Genomic DNA, 23,035 nt, shown 5'->3' with positions numbered 1-23,035 from the left:
CCTGTTAAACCTGTTGCTCCCGTTGGGCCTGTTGCTCCTGTTAAACCTGTTGCTCCACCAGTACCTGCTGGACCTGTCGCTCCTGTTGGGCCTGTTGGACCTGTCGCTCCGCCTCCTGGACCTGTTGGACCTGTTGGACCTGTCGCTCCACCTCCTGGACCTGTTGGACCTGTTGGACCTGTTGCTCCGCCTCCTGGAGTAGCACCAATTAATTGAGTTAATAAGTTTAATAAAAGTTGTAAACTTGCAGGGTCAATAATTAAAGAGAAGAAGAATGGTGCAAGAGCACTGTAGAATTGTTGTAATAAAGAAAGTAATTGACTTAGATTTGGGTTAGGAGATTGTAGTAAATTAATAATACTTTGAATTAATTGTTTTAAGAAATTCCCTTCTGGAGAAGGTGCTAATTCATTTAGTAAGTTCAATAGTTGAGTAAACAAATTGAGTAAAGCTAATCTGTTTGCATCACTTGGATTTGCAAAAAACGCTGCAATAGCCGAAATTAAAGAGTTTAGTAAAGTAATTAATCTACCTAATTGCTCACTAGTAATCGGAACTGTTTGTGGATTGTTACAACAATCTGGAGTGAAAACAATCGGATTATTGCAGTGGTTATGACCGAAACAATTATTACTTGTCATTTATGTCCTCCTTACTTGTTTTATATTTGAGTTTTTCCTATTATAAGGATCATAAAGTTGTAAAAGAGTATGTGTTATATATTGACTTAAAATAGGAAACATGAAATATAATTAAACTTAAAAACGTTATTTAATTATGTTCATGACTCACATATTAATTATATGTTTTTAATAATTGACTGCTTAGATTAAATACCTAAACTTACGGGTTTATTTTATTTTTCCACGTTTATCTCTTAGGTTTAAATACACATATTAATTTGAATATACTCAACAATTAACAGTGCCATTTTTTCATATAAATATACATTATTTCTTTACTAAGATTGTGTTCTCTTTTTAAACATGAAGCCCTTTGTATTATAGAGAACTCTCATATACTATATTGAAAAATTCATTTTATATTTTATTCCAATACACTATGAAAAGAATTGAAGTTAAAATTCCTATCATTCAACCATTTATGACAGCTAGAAATTGAATGTACCTTCACTTAATTTTAACTATTTAAATATAAAACAAAAAGGACAGATTCCTTTTCATTAAGGATCTGTCCTTTTAATTAATAATAATAAATTGTAATATAATTGAAGATCCTTGCGATGGTGGTTGCGTATCCAATAAAGTTAATTTACCAGTACTCACTTCATATAATGGTTGTGGCTGCAGTATTCCATTAACAAACAAATTAATATAAGAAACTTCACTAGGAGACAAAATATTCGTTGTACCATATTGGGGTATCCCGTCAGCATCTGTATATATAAGCTTCTCTCCATCCGCAAAAGTGTAATATAACAAATTGGTGGTTGTTATAGGGCCAATCCCCCCGGTCGGGCCTGTTGCTCCGGTTGGTCCCGTTATTCCAGTCGGGCCCGTTTCTCCGGTTGGGCCCGTTATTCCAATTGGTCCCGTTTCTCCGGTTAGCCCGGTTGCTCCGGTTGGGCCCGTTATTCCAGTCGGGCCCGTTTCTCCAGTTGGACCTGTTGCTCCGGTCGGGCCCGTTATTCCGGTTGGGCCTGTTGCTCCGGTTGGGCCCGTTTCTCCAGTTGGACCTGTTGCTCCGGTTGGGCCCGTTATTCCGGTTGGGCCTGTTGCTCCGGTTGGAATATAAATTGGTGGAAGAATCGGAAATGTAGGTCCAATATTTTCTGGGCCTATCATCCCCTTATTCAATGGTAAATTGTCATTGCGTTTCAATTTAATACCTCATTCCACATGTTTTTTAATTCATACACATCATTATGACCCTATTATTAAAGAATAACTTTATAACTATTCTCTTTTTTCTTCCCAAAGAATTATTACATATATTAAACATTTTACCGTTGCTATAACCGCTTTAATTAATATAATAAATTAATCATTCTATTTAAAAAGTACTAAATCTATTACATTCTTATTTAAAAAGATGAGGTGATTTATATTCAAGATAATAATGAAATTAGAAAAAAAGAAATAATGTCAATGGCCCTTGACATTATTTTCCCTTACAGGCTTACTGGACCTACTGGAAGTACTGGGCCTACCGGAAGTACTGGGCCTACCGGGAGTACTGGGCCTACCGGGAGTACTGGGCCTACCGGGAGTACTGGGCCTACCGGGAGTACTGGGCCTACCGGGAGTACTGGTTCAATCGTTACAACAAACTCTATGTTCGCTAATAATACATCAGGTGGCCCTGTTTCAGTCGTATTAGGAGGAACAAACATTCCACTTTCAAATAACCAAAGTCTCGGTAATTTTACAGTCAACGCTTCAAATGACATATTTACAATTCCTGTAACTGGAAGATATCATTTAACCTATCAAGTTAATACGACAACCGCTCTACTTGCTGGAACTAGACTACTATTAAACGCTTCTACGCCAATTTCTGGCTCTATTTTTTCTCCCGCTTTATCAACTTCAAATTATAGTAATAATTTAATTACTAATTTAAATGCTGGTAATACAATTTCACTACAATTATTTGGTATATTATCTGTCGTGAATTTAGTTGGAGGTGGATCAACAGGTGCCTCTCTTACAATTATACGAATTGATTAAAAAATGATTCATTCTTTTTATAATAAACAACCTAAATACTCCATTGGTAAATATTACGAGAGTGATGACGTAATAAAAATAAATTGTACTATATCCATAGTAGAAAACATCTATACTAAATTTTCCGTATATATATTATCAATTTACACTTCCCCCATGTCGATGTTACATTAAAGATGAAGATTGTTTCTTTTTTACAGACCATCTCAATATGTATTTGAGGAACATCTCCAATCCTATACGCGAGAGCAATACTATATTGACACTCAATTGAGTGTCTTTTTTTATATTCAAAAAATAAAACCATCTCTTATAGATGGTTTTAACAATACACATTTACTCTTTATATTATTGCCAGCTTATAAAGCTGGATAATAAATAGTCATACTTAACCGCGTTAATGTTCTTCCTGAATTAGTATAAGTATGCGGTCTATCCGCCTTAAAGCGAATTGAGTCTCCATTATTTAACGTATATTGACAATCGTTTATGTCAATTGTCAATTTCCCTTCAAATACCGTTATAAACTCTTCTGTTCCTTCTTTATGCGCTTCTGAACTTAATTTCCCTTCTGTATCAATTTCAACCATATAGATTTCAAAATTCCTATTATCTTGGAAAGGAAATGAGGGATACACCTTATATCTCCCATTGTCTTCAGACAATACTTGAACATCATTTCGTAAAACTACTTTCGTATCAGGCTGTGGATTATTAATTAAAGAGGTAAATGATACTTTCAAACCATTAGCAATTTTCCATATTGTTGTTAGTGTCGGGCTTGAATCTCCTCTTTCTATCTGTCCAATCATTGTTTTACTTACACCTGTTAATTGAGAGACCTTTTCTAAACTTAATTTTTCTTTTTCACGTATTGATTTTAAATTTTTTGCCAGAATAAGTTGAATTTCTTCCATAAAAAACACTCCTACACTGTATACAATATAACGACCGTTATGTATAATAAAAAGCGCACGTTATATTGTTCTTTTCGGTCATTATAACACACAAAAAATAGGGGGTTTTGAAATGCCTATATTTTCTTTTTTGTTATTTGTATTTATAAGTAGCTTCACACCTGGTCCCAACAATTTCTTAGCTATGACATACGCAAATCAACATGGATTAAAGAGAAGCATAAACTTTTGCTTTGGAGTGGCATTCGGTTTTTTCATCCTCACTTCTTTATGCAGTTTCTTTAATATTGTATTAATTAATATTATCCCTATAATTGAATTTCCTTTAAAAATTTTAGGTGTCGCGTATATGCTATATTTAGCCTTTAAAATAATTACTAGTAAAGGCGGTGCCGGTCACAATGAAAAAAATAATAAAAACTTATTTACAGTGGGTATTTTCCTTCAATTTATTAACCCTAAAGGAATATTATTCGGACTCACAGTAGTCTCTACTTTTATACTCCCTTACTACAATTCATATTCAAGTTTTCTACTTTTCTCATTATTTCTAGGTATAGTCGGTTTACTGAGTACATTTAGTTGGAGCCTTTTTGGTTCCATGTTCCAAAAACTTTTATTAAAACATAATCAATTATTTAACATCATTATGGCTGTTTTATTAGTTTTCAGTGCCGTTTCAATCGTTATACACTAATTCGATGCTCATTTTAGATTTTGTACTTTTTAATACCACTCTTTATCATTCAGACTACTTTACATACTAATCCATCCACATACCCTATGTGGTTTAAAACTTTTAAGAGGAAACCTTCTAACAATAGGTTTCCTTCCATATTATATTAAATAAGAAGCAGGTTAAATACGGAGGTGATTTTGATTAAGACTACTTTAATTTCTCATTTTTACAATGAAGAATATTTACTTCCGTGGTGGTTAATGCACCATACAAAGCTATTTGATCATGGCATTCTTATTAACCGTGGATCCACTGATCGTTCAGTTGAAATCTGTAAAACATTCGCTCCTAATTGGGAAATACGAAACTCAAAATCATTCGAATTTGATGCTTATTTAGTTGATCAAGAAGTTATGGAAATTGAAAGAGAAATTACAGGATGGAAAATGGTATTGAATACGACAGAATTCCTGTGCTGTTATAATAAAGAACAATTTTTCAAATCACTTAACACTATGGGCGGCAATATGTTTTCAATAAGAATGATTATGATGATTGATGAACCGACTCATGGCTACACTAATCCAAGATATAGCTCTCCGCTTGTTAAACAACGTTATCACGGCATAATAATTCAACCTAATCCAAACCAACTATATCTTAACGGTAGATTAATTCACAATAATTCGCACGGGAACTATAGAGTCGGGAGACATGGTTCGCATTATCCTTATAGCATTTACATGGAACCTGCTTTTATTTTTAAATTTTTTTATAGTCCATGGAACGATGCAATGAAAAAACGAAAATTACAAATCGGGCCTACTCTTTCTCAACATAGTGTACGACGCGGATTAGGTTCTCATCACTTAACAACAATTGAAAAATTAGAAAAAAAATACAAATACTATGCAACCTTAACTACGGATCTCCGGTTATTCCCAGAATACCAAATTATATTTCCTGATCTTTGTCCTTAATGTCATGAATATTTAGTTTCGACATCCATCCGTTTTTTATTAACATACCAACTCCAACTAAATACTTTTCTCTAGTAGAAATCTGAGCTAGAACTCTTGCTGCACGGAAATTCCTCTTATTTAATCTCGTATCACTAGCCTATAATCTTTCATACCATTTCATTAAGCACTTGATGTTGGATCAGAAATAAAAAATGGTAGTTCATTTGGAAAATTTTCAATTTCAGATTTTATACCTTCTAAAACAAAGAATTCAAACAATAGAACCTAAACTAAGATTTTAAGTTATGGCTTTATTTTTTTCTTATTATTCACTTTAAAATCTTTTTATAATAATATTGAAAAATACGATATAAAATAAATTACTGTTCTTTAGGAGGATCACAATGGCTGATAAGTATAAATTTTTTATTCTCATTGTTACCGCATTTTTTTCATTCTTTTCTTTAATAAAAGATTTCCGCAACACTTCAAAAAGTTTCTTTTGGGGTAGTTTTATCATTCTTACAAGCTTCATGATACTATTAATACATGCTCTAGATTTAACTCAAATACTTTTTTATCCAAAGCAAATTGCACTTGAATTTATTACAATACCACGTAAATTATTTCTACCATCTGTCACTGAGGCCGCCAGTTCCCTCCAACACTAAGATAATAATTTGATTAAGAGCTCTTTCTAAAAGAGCTCTCTTTTTTAACATAAACATACCATATACAAAATCCAACCTTAACCACTTAATTACTTATAAGAACCTAACTTATAAAACGCATAATAATTATATTTATTTACTAGTATACAAGCCGTATCTCTTAGTAGAAGCACAGCATAATATACGATACAGGACAAAACTTTCAAAAAACTTGTCTAAGTTAATTCTCAAAAAGGGGTGAATATAAATGCCTATCGTTAAACCTTTTATAGCAGGAAGACGATTTGTAAGTACAGCAGCAACAGGAACTGCTGCTGGAGCAGATTTAACTTTTGCTAACACAGACTTCACTGATGACACTGGTGCTGTAACAACATTCCCTGCTTCTTATGCCTTTTTAACACTTTATATTAATGGTGTTATTCAAACAGGTGATACTATTACTGGTGTGACTACTACAGCTGCTACTATTGTAGGAGGAGCAGTCCTAGATGGAGGCACTCCTATCGCAATTGAATTTACTATAACGTAAATTTAGTTGTCTTTTTAGAGGTTTCATTGAAAGAAACCTCTAATTTTAAAAATTCACATCAATTTTAGTAGCAACTACATAATACAGTGCACATACTAGATAGAATGATAGAATTTTATACTCACTCTCAAAAAGAGCACTTATCTATAGCGATCTTTTATATAGCGCAATAATTTTTCGCCTATTTGCTCTTGGAGAACCGACTAAGCAGTTAGTTAAATTAGCTAACTGCTTTTTCCATATAGTATTTATTATTATTCATTGCTTTATTCGTAATAGTGAAGCTTGTGCACTATCTACTATAAATTTTCATATATTGTATTATGCTTGTCCAAAATGTGAAGTTAATACTCACGAAATCTAAATACAAGAAAGGAGTGAAAATATGCGCTCATCCATTCGTAAATTCGCTAATTTTAATTGTGAAGCACACGCACCTAGTACACTACCTGCCCTAGGTTTTGCATTCAATGCTACTTCACCTCAATTCGCAACATTATTTACACCACTACTATTACCTAGTACAGACCCAAATCCTAATATTACTGTCCCTGTAATCAATGATACAATTAGTACTGGAACTGGTATTAAAATTCAGGTAGCTGGTATTTATCAAATTAGCTATACATTAACGATTAGCCTTGATAACGTTCCATTAGCCCCGGAAGCAGCACGCTTTTTCTTGACATTAAATTCATCGACTAATGTTATTGCAGGATCCGGAACCGCAGTCCGTTCTAATATTATAGGAACTGGTGAAGTCGATGTATCAAGTGGTGTCATTCTAATTAACTTAAACCCTGGTGATTTAATTCAAATTGTCCCCGTTGAAGTAATAGGTACAGTAGATATTCGTTCTGCAGCGTTAACAGTTGCACAAATTCGTTAATAAAGTGAAACTTTAATCAGCCCTCACCAATCGGACTTTACGGGCAGTCCAGCCCCCACCTAACTTCTTTGCTTCTGCTGAATTTTGAGGTGGGGGTCTTACTACCCGGCAAATAGCAGGATAAAAACAAAAGACTTGGCTAATTAACATTTATTGTTCCTTATACACAATATCTTTTTATAGATTTGACACACATTTATATTAAACAAGCATATTTTATTGTATGACTATATAGTCATACAAATCTAAAGCGTTCATAAAAGCACACTTATATGTGTGCTTTATTTTTCATTAAAACCTACAACATTCTCACACAATATCCATATATTATCTTGACTCCTCTCTAAATATATGATTTGTCTCAGAGCGCTTTTAACAGCGCTCTTTTTATTTAAATTCCAATTTTTAAAGTTCGATTTTATGATTTACGTTATACACATGCTACGCTACTTTTGAAACAAGGTATACATCCAAAGACTGTAAGTAAACACTTCAGTTATAAAGATATGTTCATAACATTAAATCGTTATTCACATGTTTTTCCTAGAATACAAGGGGATGCTGTTAAAATATGTAGTGAAAGACCATTCGAATAGTAACATTTACAAATATAAAAATACGGTTTCTCCTCTCAAGAGAAACCGCAACATATCAATGCTTTTACTATATTTTAAACTGGCTCGTATACAAATCAAAATAAAACCCTCTATCTTCCATGAGAGATTCATGATTCCCTCTTTCTAAAATATTTCCATCTTTTATAACAAGAATTTGATCTGCTTTTTCAATTGTTTTAAGTCGATGAGCGATCACAAAACTTGTGCAACCTCTCATTAAATTATTTAGTCCTGCTTGTATTTGTAATTCTGTTCTTGTATCAATATTTGATGTCGCTTCATCGAGAATTAATATATCTGCATCTGCTAAAATTGCTCGTGCAATCGCTAGAAGTTGTTTTTGTCCTTGACTTAAATTCGATCCTTCTGAAGTAATTTCTGTTTCATATTGATTTGGCAAATGCTTAATAAAAGAATGTGCAGATGCTGCCTTAGCTGCAGTGATAACTTCTTCATCAGTAGCATCTAAGCGTCCATAACGGATATTATCCATAATCGAACCAGCAAATAAATACGTATCCTGTAAAACTACTCCTATTTTACTTCGTAAAGAATTAATATCATAATCTTTTATATCTTTTCCATCAATATGAATTTGTCCTTGCTGTATATCGTAAAAGCGAGTTAATAAATTAATGATTGTTGTTTTCCCTGATCCAGTCGGACCAACTAAAGCAATTGTCTCTCCTGGCTGCGCTTTAAGACTCACTTCTTTTAAAATCGTTTTATTTTCTGCGTAGCCAAATGAAACATTCTCAAGTGCAACATGCCCTTGTAAATTTTGTACAACGAATGCGTCTTTTTTATTTTGAATTTCTGGTACCTCATCCATAATTTCAAAAACACGTTCTCCACCAGCAACTGCCGCTTGAATTGTATTCATTAAAGTCGCAAATTGACTTAGCGGTCTTGAGAATTGACGAGAATAATTAATAAAAGCCGCAATAACTCCTACTGTTGTCATTCCGTTTAAGACCATAACTGATCCAGTCCCAATGACAAGGCCCATACCTAAATTATTAATAAAGTTCATACTTGGAAAAATAAAAGCTGAAAATGTATCAGCCTTCGTAGCTGAAACTCTTAGCTGTTCATTAATTTTATTGAAATTTTGTACAGTTTCTTTTTCTTTTCCGTACAACGTTGTAACATCCGCACCTGTAATTGCTTCCTCAATAAATCCATTTAATTCACCTAAATCTTTTTGACGCTTCGCAAAGTTTTTACCACTATATGCAACTAGTTTTTTTGTAACGTAAAACATAATAGGTACTGTAATTAAAGTTACAATTGCTAAAATCCAATTTAAAGCGAACATCGCAATCGTTACACCTATAAAAGTTAACGCTGATGAAATAATTTGTACAACACTTTGTGTCAAAGCTTGATTCAAATTATCTATATCATTTGTCACACGGCTCATTAAATCACCTTGGGAACGCACATCAAAGAACCGTAAAGAAAGCGTTTGGATTTTCTCAAAAATATCTTGTCGTATTTTTTGAATTGTTTTTAATGCAACGTTAATCATGACAAATGTTTGTAACCATGTTAAAAGTACAGTTACACCGTAAATTGCGATAAGTAACATACACATTCTTGCTGTACCACTTAAATCTTTCGGTACAATATATTGATCAATAATGACCCCCATAAAATAGGGACCTAATAATCCAAGTAAAGTAGTAACAACGACTAGAAATATAACAAACATAAGAGCAGCTTTTTGATAGCCCATATAGTTCCATATCCGCATTACAGTTCCTTGAGCATTTTTAGCTTTCCCCATCTTTGGCGTGTTTCGTCCACCTTTATTAGCAAATTGCCCTTGAAAATTACGCATGTTCTTCCCCACCTTCTTTATGCAAATTACCACCTTGGGAAAGATAAATTTCCTGATAAACCTCACTTCGTTCTAACAATTGTTCATGTGTACCATTGCCAACTAATTCACCATTATCTAATACAAGTATTTTATCCGCATCCATTATGGAAGAAATTTTGGACGCGATTAATAAAGTCGTTGTGCCTTTATATTTTGTTTTTAAAGCTGTTTGAATAGTAGCCTCTGATTTTGCATCAACTGCTGATGTAGAATCATCTAATATGAGAATCGGTGGTTTTCTCACAAGTGCCCTTGCAATTGATACACGTTGTTTTTGTCCACCTGATAGATTTGTCGCACCTTGTGTTAAATTATATTGATAAGATTCTTCCAGCTTATTGATAAACTCAGTCGCACAAGCTGATGCAGCTGCTACTTCCAGCTCATCATGTGTTGCATTTTCTTTACCATAACGTAAATTCTCTTCTATACTACCTGAGAACAACAAAGCCTTCTGAGGTACAAACCCTATTGAAGCACGGAGTTTTTGCAAATCATATGTTTTAACATCTATTCCATCTATACATATTTCACCTTGATCCACATCATATAGACGTGGTAACAGTTTCGCTAAGGTAGATTTACCACTTCCAGTTGATCCAATAATCCCTACTTTTTCACCTTTTTGTATGTTAAACGAAATATCTTTTAAAACGTATTCATTATTTTTCGTATAGCTATAACTAACATTTTTAAATTCGATATTCCCCTCGATTTTCTCAGGTTCGATTGCATTCGCTTCGCTTATTATATCAACCTCGGTATTTAACACTTGCTGTACACGATCCGCAGATGGAAAAGCTCTCGCAATTTGAATAAATACCATGCTAATCGACATAAGTGACATTAAAATGATATTCAAGTAATTAATAAATGCCAAAATCGCTCCTACTTGAAGCGTTCCATTGAATACTTTTTCTCCACCAATCCATAATGTTGCGACAATCCCGCCACTTACAACTAGCATAATGATTGGCATCATTAAAGAAATAAGCTGCACAGCTCGAATATTTATCTTCGTTAAATTTGTATTTACACTTCCAAATTGAGCGATTTCATATTTTTGTCTTACATACGCTTTTATAACACGTACACCAGATAAATTTTCTTGTAACTTTGTATTCACTTTGTCCAATGCCTCTTGCACCTTTTTAAATGTACCACTTGCTTTACTTGCAATTAAAATAATCGCAAGTAATAAAATCGGAACAACTACAAGTAATATTGGAAATAACTCTCTTGCTGTTACAAAAACAATAATTATACTTCCGATAAATAACAGCGGACCACGAACGAGAACACGTAATGTCATCGTCATTGCTGATTGAATGGAAGTGATATCATTCGTCACGATCGTTAATAATTTACCTGTTCCAAATGAATCACGATTATTACTAGAAAATGTTTCTATTTTCGCAAACACATCTTTTCGTATGTCAGTAGCGAAATTAACAGCTGCTTTTGTAGAATACATCATACACCCAAGCCCTCCAACTAAACCGAGTGCTGCTGCTCCTATCATAAGAAGCCCCATTTTTATTACATAATTTAAATCCCGATTTGCAATCCCAACATCAATGATATGTTGCATAATAGTCGGTTGAATTAAGTCCATCGCAACCTCAAGTACCATAAATAGCGGTCCAATAATAGCGAAGAACATGTATGGTTTTAAATACTGTAATAACTTACGAAATGATTTCATACATAGTCTCCTTTTCCCATGAAATTACCACTGAATAATTCATATCCCTCCTTATTTAAGCGATATTTTTTGTAATTTCTTCATTACTTCTATTATATTATGTAAATTAATATTTAACATTATTAAATGATAAGTATTAATGACTTTCTGGTCAATACATATGCTTTATATTATGTAAATACAAAAACCGCATTCTTAATGAAAAGAATACGGTTTTTCATCTATAATTCTTCAATTGTAAAATGTAAAAACTCAGTCTCAAATCCCTTATTTTTAGAAGGACTACACGTGTAAAAACCTATTTTAATAGGCTCATTTCCTATATCCTCCATTAAATGAGCGATTCTTATTTGTTCCCATTGATGTCTCTTTTTCACATATATTGTATAATCACCGCGTTTTCGAATAATTCGAAAACGCAGTTGTTGCTTAGCTGCTTCAGTTGGATAATCTTGCGTTGACCAATCAGAATATCCATTATTCGTTACGACAGCACCTAAGTGAGATGGCCCTTCGGGGATATATTCTAAAGATGTTTTTAGCCAACAGTTCTCCGAAATCATAACAAAAAGACCTGCTTGATCGAATTTTGAATTTGGATTCATACGTAACTGAACTTCAGCTTGAAAGTCTGTCATCATCTCATTATAAAATACATGACCATTCATTACTTCAAAACCATAATGTGTTTTTAGCCAAAAATCAGTTTCTGCTTTCGAACGGACAATAAACGCATGATTATCATTAATTTTATAGTATTCAGGTACATTCATTATAGTGAGTTGCTCAATATGTTCTGGTATATACGATATATTCATAGCTCCTCCATAATAAAGCATTTATATAGACATTTAAAACTCCGCTAATACTGGGAATTTATAACCTTTAAAATCTAACTCTTTATCACTTCGAACCATTAAATACTTGCTAGACTGTACTTCTGTAAACTGTACTTCCTCAACCCCTAATTGATCCGGAGAAAAATAAAATTCGATTTCCGTAAACCTTTCATTGATTTCTCCACATAATTCATCTAAAACCGGAAGTACTGGCGCAAATACTCCAAATAATTTCAACTTTTCATTTTCTACTTCATAAACGATTAGAGCATCTAGTTTCTCTGAATAATACAATTTCTCATTCCATTCCGAATCATACATATTCAAATAAAATGAAGGATGGAAGTTTAAAGTTGAAAAACTATTTGAAAGTCTTTGGCTACTATCAATAGTTTCATGTATTAACTGTCTATTCTCTATATTATAGTAATCTAACTTTTTAAGTAGTGAATCGTTATTATTAATATTTTTATCATATGGTATAGTCATCAAATATTCCTGCACAACTTTAAATCCAAATGCTGTATATAGTTCAGGGTTTTCCGTAAACAATAATGCACATTCACATTTCTTATCGATTTCTTCTATCATTTTACCCATTAATTGTGTCATTAACCCTTGTCTACGAAAATTAGGGTGTGTCATTACTGATTGAATACCCGCTGCATTTATTTTTTCACCATTAATTAATAATGGGAGTGAAAATGCCGCAACATTTGCAATCACTTTATCTTCTTGTAAAAATGATAAAGCTTTATATGTATCATCCCAATATCCTTTATCCGAAAAATCATTCAATGTTTGAGTTGTAATTCCAAACACTTCTTCAAATAAAGGAAATAACTGCTCTCTTTTCGGTTCTTCTATTAGAAGACTTGCCAATTTTTCAACATTCCCCATGTTGTACCTCCAAATGTTAAATTCCATTAAATTAGATATACTTATATGACCTACTCTTAAAAATAGAGGTCTTACCAATCAATATACTATCACAAAACATAAAAAAAAAGTCTAATTAATTTTATGTTTTGACTATTTGAAAATAAGTCGAATAAAACGATATTAAGATTTTTGGATATTAATTAGTTTATTATACAAAAATAGCGCTTTCTAATTAGCTTTTACTAATAGAAATACACTATTTATAATAAAATATTTTTAGTCTTTTATTCCTTCAAGTCTTTCCTTCGTATTAATTTCTTCTCCACTTATACGCTTTTCAAAAGACTTTCTCCAACTACATGAAAGTGCATTTACTTCTAATATCCTTTTTACCCCTTCAATATTTTGTTTTTCCTTATGCATGATACGATTAGCAAACGCTACTGAAACACCTTTTGGATTAGACTGTAGTTTTTTTAAGGTATCGACTGATGATACCCATCCTTCTTTTAATACACGAAAATAAAATCCTGTATATCCTGTTTCTTGAAAATATAGTGGTAACTTTGGAATATTATATTTTTTTGCTAATTTAAAACAAGGTTGCCTTGGTTGTGTTACCTGTACGATTGCCTGTCCTAGCTCAAACGTATCACCAATACAAACATCCTCTTCGCGCATACCACTAACTGTTATATTTTCTCCGAAAGCCCCATATACAAAATCTTGATTCAATTCTTTTTCCCAATATGGATAGTGATCACCAGTATAAACACAAACTGCTTTATCTACTCCTCCATGATGAACTAAGTCAGCTTGTCCATCCCCATTAAATTTTACAAAGGATAAATATACCGGTTCCTTTACTTGTTTCTTATTTATGCCTGTATGAATTACTTTTCCGCCGTATGTAACCTCTTTTGGTAATCCTATATTTAAAGATAATAATTGATATTCATTAGCCATTCTATTTCCTCCTTTAAAGGTGTTACATGTATTTTCTCTCGATTAATTTTTACAAACCTCTCTGTTATATAAAGATGATTATAAAACCTCTAAAATCATTGTTCAATTCAATTATTTATATAATAATGATAGGTATAACCTATTATTATACTTGAGGTGATTCCAATCGAATTACGACAACTTGAATACTTTTTAGCTGTTTCAAAAGAATTACATATCACAAAAGCAGCTGAGAAATTAAATATTTCACAGCCTTCACTAAGTCAACAAATACGTGCATTAGAGCATGAAGTAGGAATGCCACTTTTCGATCGAATTGGTAAAAAAATATCTTTAACTGAAGCAGGGAAGGTTTTATTATCACATAGTAAAACCATTTTTCATGAAGTCGAACAAGCTCGTTCAGCTATTCAAGACCTAAACGGATTACAGCAAGGTTCCTTAACAATAGGGGCTTTGTTAACCGTCGTAAATTATTTACTACCACCAGCTATTTTAAATTTTAATAATTTATATCCTAATATAGAGCTTTCTGTATTAGGGCTTCGTACAGGAGATATTCGTGAAAAATTATTACAAAACGAACTAGATATTGGAATTACATTTCTCCCGGTGCAAGATAAAGAGATTATCTCCATCCCCCTATACAAAAGCGATCTTACATTAGTCGTGCCCACTGGTCATCGATTAGCTGAACGTAATCATGTATCTATTGCTGAATTACAGAACTATCCTTTAATTCTTTTACCTAAAAATTTCTTTTTAACCGAACTAATTACATCTCATTGTCAAAAGTTAAACTTTAAACCAAGACCAATTTTAGAAATTAGCACGATGGAATCTTTAATCCAAATGGTTTCCAAAGGAATGGGAATTACAGTGTTACCCAAACCATATATAGACTTTTTACAAAATAATAACATTCAAGCTATTAAAATAGAAAAGCCTACTCCAACAATTGAAATAGGGCTAATTTATAGAAAAGATAAATATATGTGTGCTGCAACTCGAGAATTTATTGAGCAACTAAAAAGCACAGTACGTTCTTTCCAAAACTAAACAAAAGAGATTATCCTATGAAACCGTTTCACAACGATCTAGTAGAATAATCTCTTTTCAAAACAAAGTAAACATTATATTTAACTCCTATAAACTTTAATGTACCCTTTTAGATATTGGAATATATTTAGTAAAATATGCACCAACTAGCAATAATACAATTGAAAATAACCAAGTAAAAGCACCGCCAAAGTGAAACCAATATGCAAACATATTTAAGATTGCAAGTGAAAAGAAGCAAATAGAAGTTAACGCACTTTTCAATCCTTTTATCCCAGATTTTTTTCTCTTTTGATAAGCAATATACATCGCAATAATAAGAAAAAAGATAAGAACAAATGGTAACATAACTTTCAGCATTGGTAATCCCTCCAGTGTAAATGCACTCTTTACATCACCATCTTATCCCATTTATCTTTTAGGTATCAATTCATTCTTATCTTCCTTCCAAAAGTCAGTATAAGTTTTATTTTTAAAGTTCACGTTCACCTCAGAAAACGGCATACTTCCTCCAACTTTCAATGAATACCAGTCGTTTAAAAGTGGTGATCCGAAACAAATCTTCATTGTACGATCATGTAAATCGAATAATACAGAATGTAAAGTTCCAAACCATTCTTCATAGTTATGCACAGTAAGTCCAGCAGGATATTCTTCTTCTACTAACTTTTTTAAAGACTCTATGCTTACTTGTTCACATCTATTTAAATGCTCATGTAAAAGGTAATATCTCTTTGTTGATTGTTCTAATTTCCTATTATTTAATTTCTGAATTGATGAACTAACTGCATGGTTTGTTGATACAATAAAAGCTTGTTTTTCATCATCAATCATTCTTGTGGATTTATGACCGTCAAATATTTCAATATATGCTGCATTTAAAGGATCAGCTATTATTAAATTAATATTACTAGCAATTGGGATTTCTTCTATTAGTAACTTAGCTTCCTGCACATTTTTACATTTCTCCAACAACAATCGAATTACCGCAAAACATTGTAAACCACTCACCATTGGCTTTCTTAAACCTGCAATATTTCCTACTGGTTGACCACATGCTGAAAATGTAACAGCTAATCCATGCTCGTTTATCCCTTCCGTTCGGCCAAAATATTGAGTAGAAAAGCCACTATGTGCATACGCACCTTCAACATGAGTTGAACAAAAACGCATATCATCTATTACTGGTGACAAATCATAATTCCTTAATACATATGTGTGCTCTAAATCGGTCTTTTTAGGTAATACTGCACAATGACTACAACCTGCTTTCAATAGTGTTTGATAGTAATACATCATATTTTTTGAAGGAATTTTTAACACTTCACAAAACCCCTCAATTTCTTCATTTATGCCTGGACAATGTTTGTTTAGTATATTTCTCGATTCTGTCCAATGGTTATTAGATATTACATTTTCTTCGTGTATAAATTGCGGGATGAGATACGGATTTTGTTTCACGAATTCCCCTTGTTGCTTTCCAATCTCATAATAACTTCCTTTTAATGATGAAAAATACCCCTTTACTTGATACATCAAACTCCCCCTCACATTGGATATATCCATATCGTACCAAATGGATTTCATTCATCCTTGATGTTTTTTACTATCTTTCTTTAACACCATCCCATTTTAATATCTCCACTAATAATTATTTACTAGACAATTAAAGTTTTGTTAATATTGCTGTAATAGCTTTATTTCAAAATAAAGTAGTTTGGATATCAAATGAGCAAAATACTTTGTTAAACCCACTTATAAGCAATCATCTAATTCATGAAATCAAAAAACTTATTTATCAAAATAAAAGGAGAATTTATGTATGAGTAGTTGCAAACCAATTGATAAATTAACTATTGAGGACCTAAAACAAAACCCCATTTGGGAATGGGGAATAGATGAAGAGGAAAACGAAGAACATGACGAAACATGGGTAAAACCAGCGGCAACTACTAATTTTACAGAAGAATTAAACGGTTCAATCGTACTAGGCGAATTATTCTTACATAATGGTGAAAAATTCCCTATGATGTGTGAAATTGATATTGAAGGTGACGAGGCCGTAATTCGTTCTGTTGTTTATTATAAGGAAGCAAAAAATGAGTATATTGCTATAGAAGATATTGTGAAAACGGTCGAAATGCCGTTATCGATTATTATTAATCTTACAATTCATGCAGAATCAAAAACCTTACGCTTCACTGCACATAAAGTAGACATTTATAAAAATTCAATAACGACTAATTTTAATTAAAGTCGGCCGAAATAAAGAAAACAATTATGAAATACAAACTGGGGAGTCATTAACGATTCCCCAGTTTTTTAAACTATATTAAAGTATCCCCTTTTCCACTAAAGTCTCTGCAATTTGAACTGAATTCCAAGCCGCACCTTTTAATAGGTTATCGGAAACAATCCAGAGGTGGAATCCGTTTGGCGTATCAGGATCTTTACGTATTCTTCCGACAAATGTATCTATTTTCCCTTCTGCATATAATGGCATTGGATACAGCTGTTCACTAGGGTTATCCTGCAAAATAACACCTGGTGCATCCATTAGTATTCCCTTGATTTCCGCAACGCTTGCTTCTTTTTCCAGTTCTATATAAACCGATTCTGAATGCCCCGATACAACTGGAACACGTACACAAGTAGCTGCCATTTTCAAGTTTTCATCTTCTAATATTTTCTTCGTTTCTTGAATCATTTTGACTTCTTCAAAAGTAAAATCATTGTCTGTAAATATATCTACTTGAGGCAGTACATTAAATGCTATTGGATAATGTTTTTTATCATTTTTCACCGGTAATATATCACTCTTCACTTCTTCACCTGCAAGTATAGACTTAGCCTGCTCTCGTAATTCATGAATCGCATGAATGCCAGAACCCGATACAGCTTGATATGTTGAAACGATAATTCTTTCTAAACCAAATGATTTTCGAATCGGCTGAAGTGCTGTTACCATCTGTAGTGCTGAACAATTTGGAACTGCAATGATACCTTTATGCTGTTTTAAAGTGTGCGCATTCACTTCCGGAACAACGAGCGGTACACCTTGTGCCATTCGGTACTCACTTGTGTTATCAATTACAATCGCACCACTAGAAACTGCATGAGTTACAAATTGTCTAGATACTTCTCCCCCAGCGCTAAAAAAGGCAATATCTACACCTTCAAAGCTAGTTGTTTTTGCCTCTTGTATAATTATCTCTCGTCCTTTGAATCTTACTTTCTTACCAGCGGATCGTTTTGACGAAAGCAATGTAACTTCAACTATATTAAACTTCATTTCATTCTCTAACAGTTCAATAATTTTTTGCCCTACCGCACCTGTAGCCCCAACAACAGCTACATGATAGCCCTTTTTGATCATCTTTTCTCCTCCAATATCACCTGAATGAATATTTCTACAATTTCATTTTATACAGAATTTAATCATTTGGAAAATTAAAATACATGATATAATCATTCACAAATCATGATAATAAAAGAGGGATCGCTTATGGAAATGAGACATGTTAAAACATTTTGCGCCATTGTGAAGTATGGTAATTTTTCTAAAGCTGCGCACGCACTAGGTTATGCGCAATCTACTGTTACAGCACATATGAAAGCTTTAGAGAACGATTTACATATTCCTCTTTTCGATCGGTTAGGGAAAAAAGTGCTACTTACAAAAGCCGGTCATCAATTTCATCCTTATGCATTAGAATTACTTTCAATATATGAAAAAGCGCAAGAAATCCCCCAAAATACAGATTATTTAGAAGGTACATTAAGTATTACATCTAATGAATCATTAGCGGTATACCGATTACCACAATTATTACGTACTTACAAACAGAAAAATCCGAAAGTAAATATCGTACTTGAAACGAACACAAATGAACAAGCATTACAAAAATTACGTGAAGGAGAAACAGACGTTGTCTTCATAATTGGAGAAAGTATAGAACATAATGATTTTATTACGCGTACTTTTAGTAATGAAACATTTGGATGGATTTTACCAGCTTATTCCGCTGCACATACAAATCCATTCCAGTTATTACAGGAAACCCAGTTCATTTTTACAGAACAAAGCTGCGGCTATAGGACAATGGTAGATCGTTTTTTACGTCAAAGCGGAAATATTCCAGCTAAAACATTTGAAACTTCCAATGTTGAAGTCATTAAACAATCCGTTATGTGTGAGTTAGGCATTTCAATTCTTCCTTATATCGTTGTACAAGAAAGTTGTCAAAAAGAACAACTATGTTTTCAGCCTATCGAAACTCCAACAGTTATTCAAAGTCATGTAATCTATCATAAATCTAGATGGATTTCCCCGGTGTTACAGTCGTTTCTTTCCTTACTTGAACGAGACTAAAATATTAAGACGTACATATAAAAAGAGTAATTGCCTAATAAGCAATTACTCTCTTTCATTAATTAGTATACTATTTATTAGTCTGTCCCCCACCTGCAATTAATTTACTACCTGAATATGTACCTTTGTTCATAAACAATTGATTAATTAATTCTTTTTGCTCAGCTTCCGACATTACTCCTTTTCCTTCTCCTAAATTCCCACTTTGTAATTTCCAAATCTTATTGTGATCCCCATCAACCTTTTCATATTTCCCTTGTTTCCATCGTTCTAAAATTTCTACATATGTACTTCCCTGCACAAGATCATTACTCTTTACAATATCAATTAAGCTTTCAATCCGCTCTTGTGTAATAAAAATATAGCCCCACTTTTGATCAGCTTTCGCTTTTTGATGTGCCATTTCATGTAATGCTGTCTGTATGTTCTCATCTGTCCATTTAAAATTTTTATTAAAACCACTATTTGGCAATGAATAATTGCCATTTTCTAAAATCTTTGCATCTTCTGCTTTTACGTTACTATCAGCTAATACTTCTACTGCTGGAGCAGCTGGTGATGCCTTTTTCGCAGCTGATTTACTATTATTTAAATAATGCAGCATACCATATGTTAAACCCACTCCGATTACCGCCATACCAGCTATAACACCTATTATTTTCAAAAATGTTTTCATCTCGCTTGTTTCCTCCCAAATATCTCTGTTCTGTCTGCCTAATTATTTCTTATATAAAAACTGTTACTTCATTCAAAATATCGCATCCCCTATCATATTATTTATATATACTTCCTCATATTGTATTTCTTTTTCTTTATAATTGAAAGATTATTCTGTTAAATAATGAAAATATTCTACAAATTTTTCCTTTATATTTATAAAGAAACAAAAAAACAACGAGCGCGTTCTACAACACTCGTTGTTTTTACTTTATGCACGATTTTCTTTTAACCACTTCGTAATAGCATCTAACTTCGAAACATCAAAACGTCTTTCTTCACACACATTCAAATTTTTTGAGTTTCTCACTATTTCTAATTCATTATTTCTTACACTTTTCGCCTCAATTAATTTACAATACCCATCTGTAACAGTATTTAAATTTTCATAATAACGCTGAAACGATTTTGATATATGTAAATGTTTTTCAAAGTTTCTTCTTCTTTTCGTCTCATCAGATACTTTCCGCTTTCTAAGTTCTTCATCGTTCGTATATAAATAAAAATATTGATCCGGAAAACCAATTTCCCTATTTATCATCTTTTCTTTATAAAAATTTTCTATTAAAGATAATGGCTGATTAAATATACCAAAATGAAAGCACCAATTATAACTAAGTGGTTGATATATATCCCCATCGAGTATTACTAATTCATATTGCTCTGACTTCTGAACAGCTATATTCCAGCGCTCAACTTGTTTTTCAAAATACCATGTTCTATGTTCATTTTTTGGCCTTTCAAATAAAGAATTCACTTCAGGTATTATATAAGCACCATAATTCTTTTCTAATTCACGGCACGTGGTACTTTTACCAACAGCGCTTGCTCCCTCAAATGCTATTATCCCCATAGTTTCCCCCTCTTTCATTAACTAAAATTTCGTTGTTTCGCTTTTCTTCCCCATAACTTTCTCCATAAAACAATTGAAGCGATAGTGAGCATGATTGTTGTAATGATACTACCTTCAATTCCGAACGTGCCTCCATGAAGGAATTCAGGGCCATTTGTTGCAGGTTTAAATAGCGGAGTTGAATATATGGTCATCCCGCTAACTGCAAAACCGTAGACGTTATATTGTGCCCAATTCCAAATGGAATGCCATGCGCAAATCCCCCACAGACTACTGTCTTTTAAAACGTAAAAAGCTGCAAATACACCAACTAATATTATATTCGATATTGAAAGAATTGTAATACCTGGATTAAGTAAATGAAGAAAACCAAATAAGAAAGACGTCACAACAATCCCAACCCATATACGACTTCTAACAGAAAGAACCGGGAATAACCAATCTCGTACAATAATTTCTTCCGTTGCCCCTTGTATTAAAAATGCAACTAGAGATCCTACTATTCCTACTATTACTGTTGAGGTAATATGTTGTACTTGCAATTTCACACTCCCCATTAATAATAGTAGAATAACTGGCGTTGAAATAAATACAAACCCTATTAACGCACCTTTTAAATACTTTCTCATCCATTTCTCTTTCCAAAAGCCAATGGATGAAAAAGGTCTTTTTTCTACAAAACGAACCCATATAAATAAAATAAATATAGCTCCACCAAACGTTAACACCATTCTAACATTGTCATAAATACCTTTCATGAATATCGTTTCAGCTTTTGGTAAAAATAACATAAATAACATAAAAAGTTCGCCTAAAGTCAAAAATATAATGGCTAATATTACAGCAAAGACTGGATGCACCTTTTTTCTCCCTGCTTTTGCTGCTTCAATTATTATAAATGAATTATTTTTCACTTTCTTTTCTCCTTTTATAATATTTAACTACTACCAGTCAACAACCATATTTTACCATAAAAAATGCAATATTAATATTTACTCTAAGTTTTTCTTACATGATTTTGCATAAATCCAAATTAGGAATAATATATAAATAAAAGAGGTGCCTTTGTGCCTTTACTATTATCACCCAGATTACTCAGTGGTATTACCAGCACTTGCTATTTCCAACCATTTGTTGTAAGATAGTAATTAAGGTCAATTTAACACTATATTTTCTTTGCATATTATCAAGTATCAATCAGGGGCATTTTGTACTCCTTATGGGTTTTTGATAATATGTGAACTTTTATTTTCATTCAAATAAGGCCGATCATATTGTAATTTTTCTACTTTTAGGAGGCATTACCATGACATTAACAGGTAAAGTAAAATGGTTTAACAGCGAAAAAGGTTTCGGTTTCATCGAAGTTGCAGACGGTAACGATGTATTCGTTCACTTCTCAGCTATCACTGGCGACGGCTTCAAGTCTCTTGACGAAGGTCAAGAAGTTAGTTTCGAAGTTGAAGAAGGTAACCGCGGACCTCAAGCTAAAAACGTTGTAAAGCTATAATTCAAACAATAAAAAGGTTGTTACCAGCAAGGTTAACAACCTTTTTAATATATAACTAAAATTTTTTACATAAAAGGAGTGGTTACATGTATCGCAATCGAAAGAACGATGTAGCAGAAGTACCACCAGAACAAACCCCTGTTTGGGAATGTGAATCAGAGGATTGTTTAGGATGGATGAGAAAGAACTTTTCATTTGAAGAAGAGCCTAAATGCCCTTTATGTAAAAGTAGCATGAAAAGCGGAGAACGTTTATTACCTAAATTAGGTTAATTTATAATAAAAAAAACC

The 23,035-nt window shown here is 32.8% G+C and carries 25 protein-coding genes; 11 read left to right on the top strand and 14 right to left on the bottom strand.

Annotated features, from left to right (window positions below; translation table 11 throughout):
• Both DN401_RS24995 and DN401_RS24990 read right to left on the bottom strand, forming a co-directional pair.
• Positions 1–641 (bottom strand): collagen-like repeat preface domain-containing protein (locus DN401_RS24995; protein WP_179953575.1); only part of this gene is annotated, 641 nt, incomplete at its 3' end.
• A gap of 558 nt (positions 642–1,199) precedes the next feature.
• Positions 1,200–1,841, bottom strand: a complete 642-nt coding sequence (locus DN401_RS24990; RefSeq protein WP_149288010.1) for a DUF4183 domain-containing protein — start codon at positions 1,839–1,841, stop codon at positions 1,200–1,202.
• Positions 1,842–2,057: 216 nt separating this feature from the next.
• Here DN401_RS24990 and DN401_RS24985 point away from each other — a divergent pair, with 216 nt between their 5' ends.
• Positions 2,058–2,690, top strand: a complete 633-nt coding sequence (locus DN401_RS24985) for a BclA C-terminal domain-containing protein (protein ID WP_078214962.1) — start codon at positions 2,058–2,060, stop codon at positions 2,688–2,690.
• Positions 2,691–3,049: 359 nt separating this feature from the next.
• On the opposite strand, the gene DN401_RS24980 is transcribed toward DN401_RS24985, so the two are convergent.
• Positions 3,050–3,607 (bottom strand): helix-turn-helix domain-containing protein, encoded by a 558-nt coding sequence (locus DN401_RS24980; protein ID WP_000391295.1) that lies wholly within the window; start codon positions 3,605–3,607, stop codon positions 3,050–3,052.
• 112 nt (positions 3,608–3,719) lie between these two features.
• Between DN401_RS24980 and DN401_RS24975 the strand changes: the two genes are divergently transcribed.
• From DN401_RS24975 to exsF, 5 genes are all read left to right on the top strand, one after another.
• On the top strand, positions 3,720–4,304 hold the full coding sequence (locus tag DN401_RS24975; RefSeq protein ID WP_001121273.1) for a LysE family transporter: 585 nt from the start codon (positions 3,720–3,722) through the stop codon (positions 4,302–4,304).
• A 179-nt stretch (positions 4,305–4,483) separates the two neighbouring features.
• Positions 4,484–5,266 (top strand): glycosyltransferase family 2 protein, encoded by a 783-nt coding sequence (locus tag DN401_RS24970; protein WP_000598280.1) that lies wholly within the window; start codon positions 4,484–4,486, stop codon positions 5,264–5,266.
• 386 nt (positions 5,267–5,652) lie between these two features.
• Positions 5,653–5,919: a hypothetical protein gene (locus tag DN401_RS24965; RefSeq protein WP_000774117.1), complete on the top strand. Its 267-nt coding sequence runs from the start codon at positions 5,653–5,655 to the stop codon at positions 5,917–5,919.
• Positions 5,920–6,166: 247 nt separating this feature from the next.
• The gene (locus DN401_RS24960; protein WP_001123247.1) at positions 6,167–6,451 is read left to right on the top strand and encodes a DUF4183 domain-containing protein; all 285 of its coding nucleotides are present in this window, start codon (positions 6,167–6,169) and stop codon (positions 6,449–6,451) included.
• A gap of 385 nt (positions 6,452–6,836) precedes the next feature.
• Positions 6,837–7,340, top strand: a complete 504-nt coding sequence (gene exsF / locus DN401_RS24955; RefSeq protein WP_100655387.1) for an exosporium protein ExsF — start codon at positions 6,837–6,839, stop codon at positions 7,338–7,340.
• Positions 7,341–8,003: 663 nt separating this feature from the next.
• Here exsF and DN401_RS24945 read toward each other — a convergent pair.
• The 5 genes from DN401_RS24945 to DN401_RS24925 all read right to left on the bottom strand — a co-directional run bounded on the left by DN401_RS24945 (position 8,004) and on the right by DN401_RS24925 (position 14,234).
• Positions 8,004–9,800, bottom strand: a complete 1,797-nt coding sequence (locus DN401_RS24945) for an ABC transporter ATP-binding protein (RefSeq protein ID WP_127063943.1) — start codon at positions 9,798–9,800, stop codon at positions 8,004–8,006.
• Positions 9,793–11,547 carry an ABC transporter ATP-binding protein gene (locus DN401_RS24940; protein WP_000834783.1) on the bottom strand — a complete coding sequence of 585 codons (1,755 nt, stop codon included), beginning with the start codon at positions 11,545–11,547 and terminating at the stop codon, positions 9,793–9,795. Before DN401_RS24940 ends, DN401_RS24945 begins: the two co-directional genes overlap by 8 nt.
• Before the next feature lie 221 nt (positions 11,548–11,768).
• Complete coding sequence (locus DN401_RS24935) at positions 11,769–12,365, bottom strand: DUF1349 domain-containing protein (RefSeq protein WP_001027672.1); 597 nt, start codon at positions 12,363–12,365, stop codon at positions 11,769–11,771.
• 33 nt (positions 12,366–12,398) lie between these two features.
• Positions 12,399–13,286, bottom strand: coding sequence for a GNAT family N-acetyltransferase (locus DN401_RS24930; RefSeq protein ID WP_000528674.1), 888 nt, complete (start codon positions 13,284–13,286; stop codon positions 12,399–12,401).
• A 258-nt stretch (positions 13,287–13,544) separates the two neighbouring features.
• Positions 13,545–14,234 carry an MOSC domain-containing protein gene (locus DN401_RS24925; protein ID WP_001262991.1) on the bottom strand — a complete coding sequence of 230 codons (690 nt, stop codon included), beginning with the start codon at positions 14,232–14,234 and terminating at the stop codon, positions 13,545–13,547.
• Between the two features lie 156 nt (positions 14,235–14,390).
• On the opposite strand from DN401_RS24925, the gene DN401_RS24920 reads away from it, so the two are divergent.
• Positions 14,391–15,293: a LysR family transcriptional regulator gene (locus DN401_RS24920; RefSeq protein ID WP_100655389.1), complete on the top strand. Its 903-nt coding sequence runs from the start codon at positions 14,391–14,393 to the stop codon at positions 15,291–15,293.
• Between the two features lie 96 nt (positions 15,294–15,389).
• Here the strand turns inward: DN401_RS24920 and DN401_RS24915 are convergent, their stop codons facing one another.
• Both DN401_RS24915 and DN401_RS24910 read right to left on the bottom strand, forming a co-directional pair.
• Positions 15,390–15,653 carry a hypothetical protein gene (locus DN401_RS24915; RefSeq protein ID WP_000921854.1) on the bottom strand — a complete coding sequence of 88 codons (264 nt, stop codon included), beginning with the start codon at positions 15,651–15,653 and terminating at the stop codon, positions 15,390–15,392.
• Between the two features lie 51 nt (positions 15,654–15,704).
• Entirely contained in the window at positions 15,705–16,829 is a 1,125-nt protein-coding gene (locus tag DN401_RS24910; RefSeq protein ID WP_121868315.1) for a C45 family autoproteolytic acyltransferase/hydrolase, read from the bottom strand.
• A 286-nt stretch (positions 16,830–17,115) separates the two neighbouring features.
• Here DN401_RS24910 and DN401_RS24905 point away from each other — a divergent pair, with 286 nt between their 5' ends.
• On the top strand, positions 17,116–17,547 hold the full coding sequence (locus DN401_RS24905) for a hypothetical protein (protein ID WP_000093112.1): 432 nt from the start codon (positions 17,116–17,118) through the stop codon (positions 17,545–17,547).
• Between the two features lie 78 nt (positions 17,548–17,625).
• On the opposite strand, the gene DN401_RS24900 is transcribed toward DN401_RS24905, so the two are convergent.
• Complete coding sequence (locus tag DN401_RS24900) at positions 17,626–18,669, bottom strand: aspartate-semialdehyde dehydrogenase (RefSeq protein ID WP_000591712.1); 1,044 nt, start codon at positions 18,667–18,669, stop codon at positions 17,626–17,628.
• 129 nt (positions 18,670–18,798) lie between these two features.
• Here DN401_RS24900 and DN401_RS24895 point away from each other — a divergent pair, with 129 nt between their 5' ends.
• Positions 18,799–19,665 carry a LysR family transcriptional regulator gene (locus DN401_RS24895; protein ID WP_000425899.1) on the top strand — a complete coding sequence of 289 codons (867 nt, stop codon included), beginning with the start codon at positions 18,799–18,801 and terminating at the stop codon, positions 19,663–19,665.
• A 70-nt stretch (positions 19,666–19,735) separates the two neighbouring features.
• On the opposite strand, the gene DN401_RS24890 is transcribed toward DN401_RS24895, so the two are convergent.
• The 3 genes from DN401_RS24890 to DN401_RS24880 all read right to left on the bottom strand — a co-directional run bounded on the left by DN401_RS24890 (position 19,736) and on the right by DN401_RS24880 (position 22,149).
• Positions 19,736–20,341 (bottom strand): PRK06770 family protein, encoded by a 606-nt coding sequence (locus DN401_RS24890; RefSeq protein ID WP_100655391.1) that lies wholly within the window; start codon positions 20,339–20,341, stop codon positions 19,736–19,738.
• A gap of 252 nt (positions 20,342–20,593) precedes the next feature.
• On the bottom strand, positions 20,594–21,253 hold the full coding sequence (locus DN401_RS24885; protein WP_121868316.1) for a nucleoside/nucleotide kinase family protein: 660 nt from the start codon (positions 21,251–21,253) through the stop codon (positions 20,594–20,596).
• Positions 21,253–22,149 carry a CPBP family intramembrane glutamic endopeptidase gene (locus tag DN401_RS24880; RefSeq protein WP_100655393.1) on the bottom strand — a complete coding sequence of 299 codons (897 nt, stop codon included), beginning with the start codon at positions 22,147–22,149 and terminating at the stop codon, positions 21,253–21,255. The genes DN401_RS24885 and DN401_RS24880 overlap by 1 nt, the downstream gene beginning before the upstream one ends.
• A 392-nt stretch (positions 22,150–22,541) precedes the next feature.
• Here DN401_RS24880 and cspD point away from each other — a divergent pair, with 392 nt between their 5' ends.
• Together cspD and DN401_RS24870 are read left to right on the top strand one after the other, a co-directional pair.
• On the top strand, positions 22,542–22,745 hold the full coding sequence (cspD, locus tag DN401_RS24875) for a cold-shock protein CspD (RefSeq protein ID WP_000176366.1): 204 nt from the start codon (positions 22,542–22,544) through the stop codon (positions 22,743–22,745).
• Positions 22,746–22,831: 86 nt separating this feature from the next.
• On the top strand, positions 22,832–23,017 hold the full coding sequence (locus tag DN401_RS24870; RefSeq protein WP_000286203.1) for a cold-shock protein: 186 nt from the start codon (positions 22,832–22,834) through the stop codon (positions 23,015–23,017).
• The last annotated feature ends 18 nt before the right edge of the window (positions 23,018–23,035 follow it).

Source organism: Bacillus sp. BF2-3, from assembly GCF_008368795.1.
GTDB classification, from domain to species: Bacteria; Bacillota; Bacilli; order Bacillales; family Bacillaceae_G; genus Bacillus_A; species Bacillus_A cereus.
This window is presented reverse-complemented; position numbering and strand designations above follow the sequence as displayed.

Bases quoted from the DNA above. Each gene is read 5' to 3' on its own strand.
- DN401_RS24980 (WP_000391295.1), bottom strand. From the start codon at position 3,607: ATGGAAGAAATTCAACTTATTCTGGCAAAAAATTTAAAATCAATACGT.
- DN401_RS24975 (WP_001121273.1), top strand. From the start codon at position 3,720: ATGCCTATATTTTCTTTTTTGTTATTTGTATTTATAAGTAGCTTCACA.
- DN401_RS24965 (WP_000774117.1), top strand. From the start codon at position 5,653: ATGGCTGATAAGTATAAATTTTTTATTCTCATTGTTACCGCATTTTTT.
- DN401_RS24960 (WP_001123247.1), top strand. From the start codon at position 6,167: ATGCCTATCGTTAAACCTTTTATAGCAGGAAGACGATTTGTAAGTACA.
- exsF (WP_100655387.1), top strand. From the start codon at position 6,837: ATGCGCTCATCCATTCGTAAATTCGCTAATTTTAATTGTGAAGCACAC.
- DN401_RS24945 (WP_127063943.1), bottom strand. From the start codon at position 9,800: ATGCGTAATTTTCAAGGGCAATTTGCTAATAAAGGTGGACGAAACACG.
- DN401_RS24940 (WP_000834783.1), bottom strand. From the start codon at position 11,547: ATGAAATCATTTCGTAAGTTATTACAGTATTTAAAACCATACATGTTC.
- DN401_RS24935 (WP_001027672.1), bottom strand. From the start codon at position 12,365: ATGAATATATCGTATATACCAGAACATATTGAGCAACTCACTATAATG.
- DN401_RS24930 (WP_000528674.1), bottom strand. From the start codon at position 13,286: ATGGGGAATGTTGAAAAATTGGCAAGTCTTCTAATAGAAGAACCGAAA.
- DN401_RS24925 (WP_001262991.1), bottom strand. From the start codon at position 14,234: ATGGCTAATGAATATCAATTATTATCTTTAAATATAGGATTACCAAAA.
- DN401_RS24915 (WP_000921854.1), bottom strand. From the start codon at position 15,653: ATGCTGAAAGTTATGTTACCATTTGTTCTTATCTTTTTTCTTATTATT.
- DN401_RS24910 (WP_121868315.1), bottom strand. From the start codon at position 16,829: ATGTATCAAGTAAAGGGGTATTTTTCATCATTAAAAGGAAGTTATTAT.
- DN401_RS24905 (WP_000093112.1), top strand. From the start codon at position 17,116: ATGAGTAGTTGCAAACCAATTGATAAATTAACTATTGAGGACCTAAAA.
- DN401_RS24900 (WP_000591712.1), bottom strand. From the start codon at position 18,669: ATGATCAAAAAGGGCTATCATGTAGCTGTTGTTGGGGCTACAGGTGCG.
- DN401_RS24895 (WP_000425899.1), top strand. From the start codon at position 18,799: ATGGAAATGAGACATGTTAAAACATTTTGCGCCATTGTGAAGTATGGT.
- DN401_RS24890 (WP_100655391.1), bottom strand. From the start codon at position 20,341: ATGAAAACATTTTTGAAAATAATAGGTGTTATAGCTGGTATGGCGGTA.
- DN401_RS24885 (WP_121868316.1), bottom strand. From the start codon at position 21,253: ATGAAAGAGGGGGAAACTATGGGGATAATAGCATTTGAGGGAGCAAGC.
- cspD (WP_000176366.1), top strand. From the start codon at position 22,542: ATGACATTAACAGGTAAAGTAAAATGGTTTAACAGCGAAAAAGGTTTC.
- DN401_RS24870 (WP_000286203.1), top strand. From the start codon at position 22,832: ATGTATCGCAATCGAAAGAACGATGTAGCAGAAGTACCACCAGAACAA.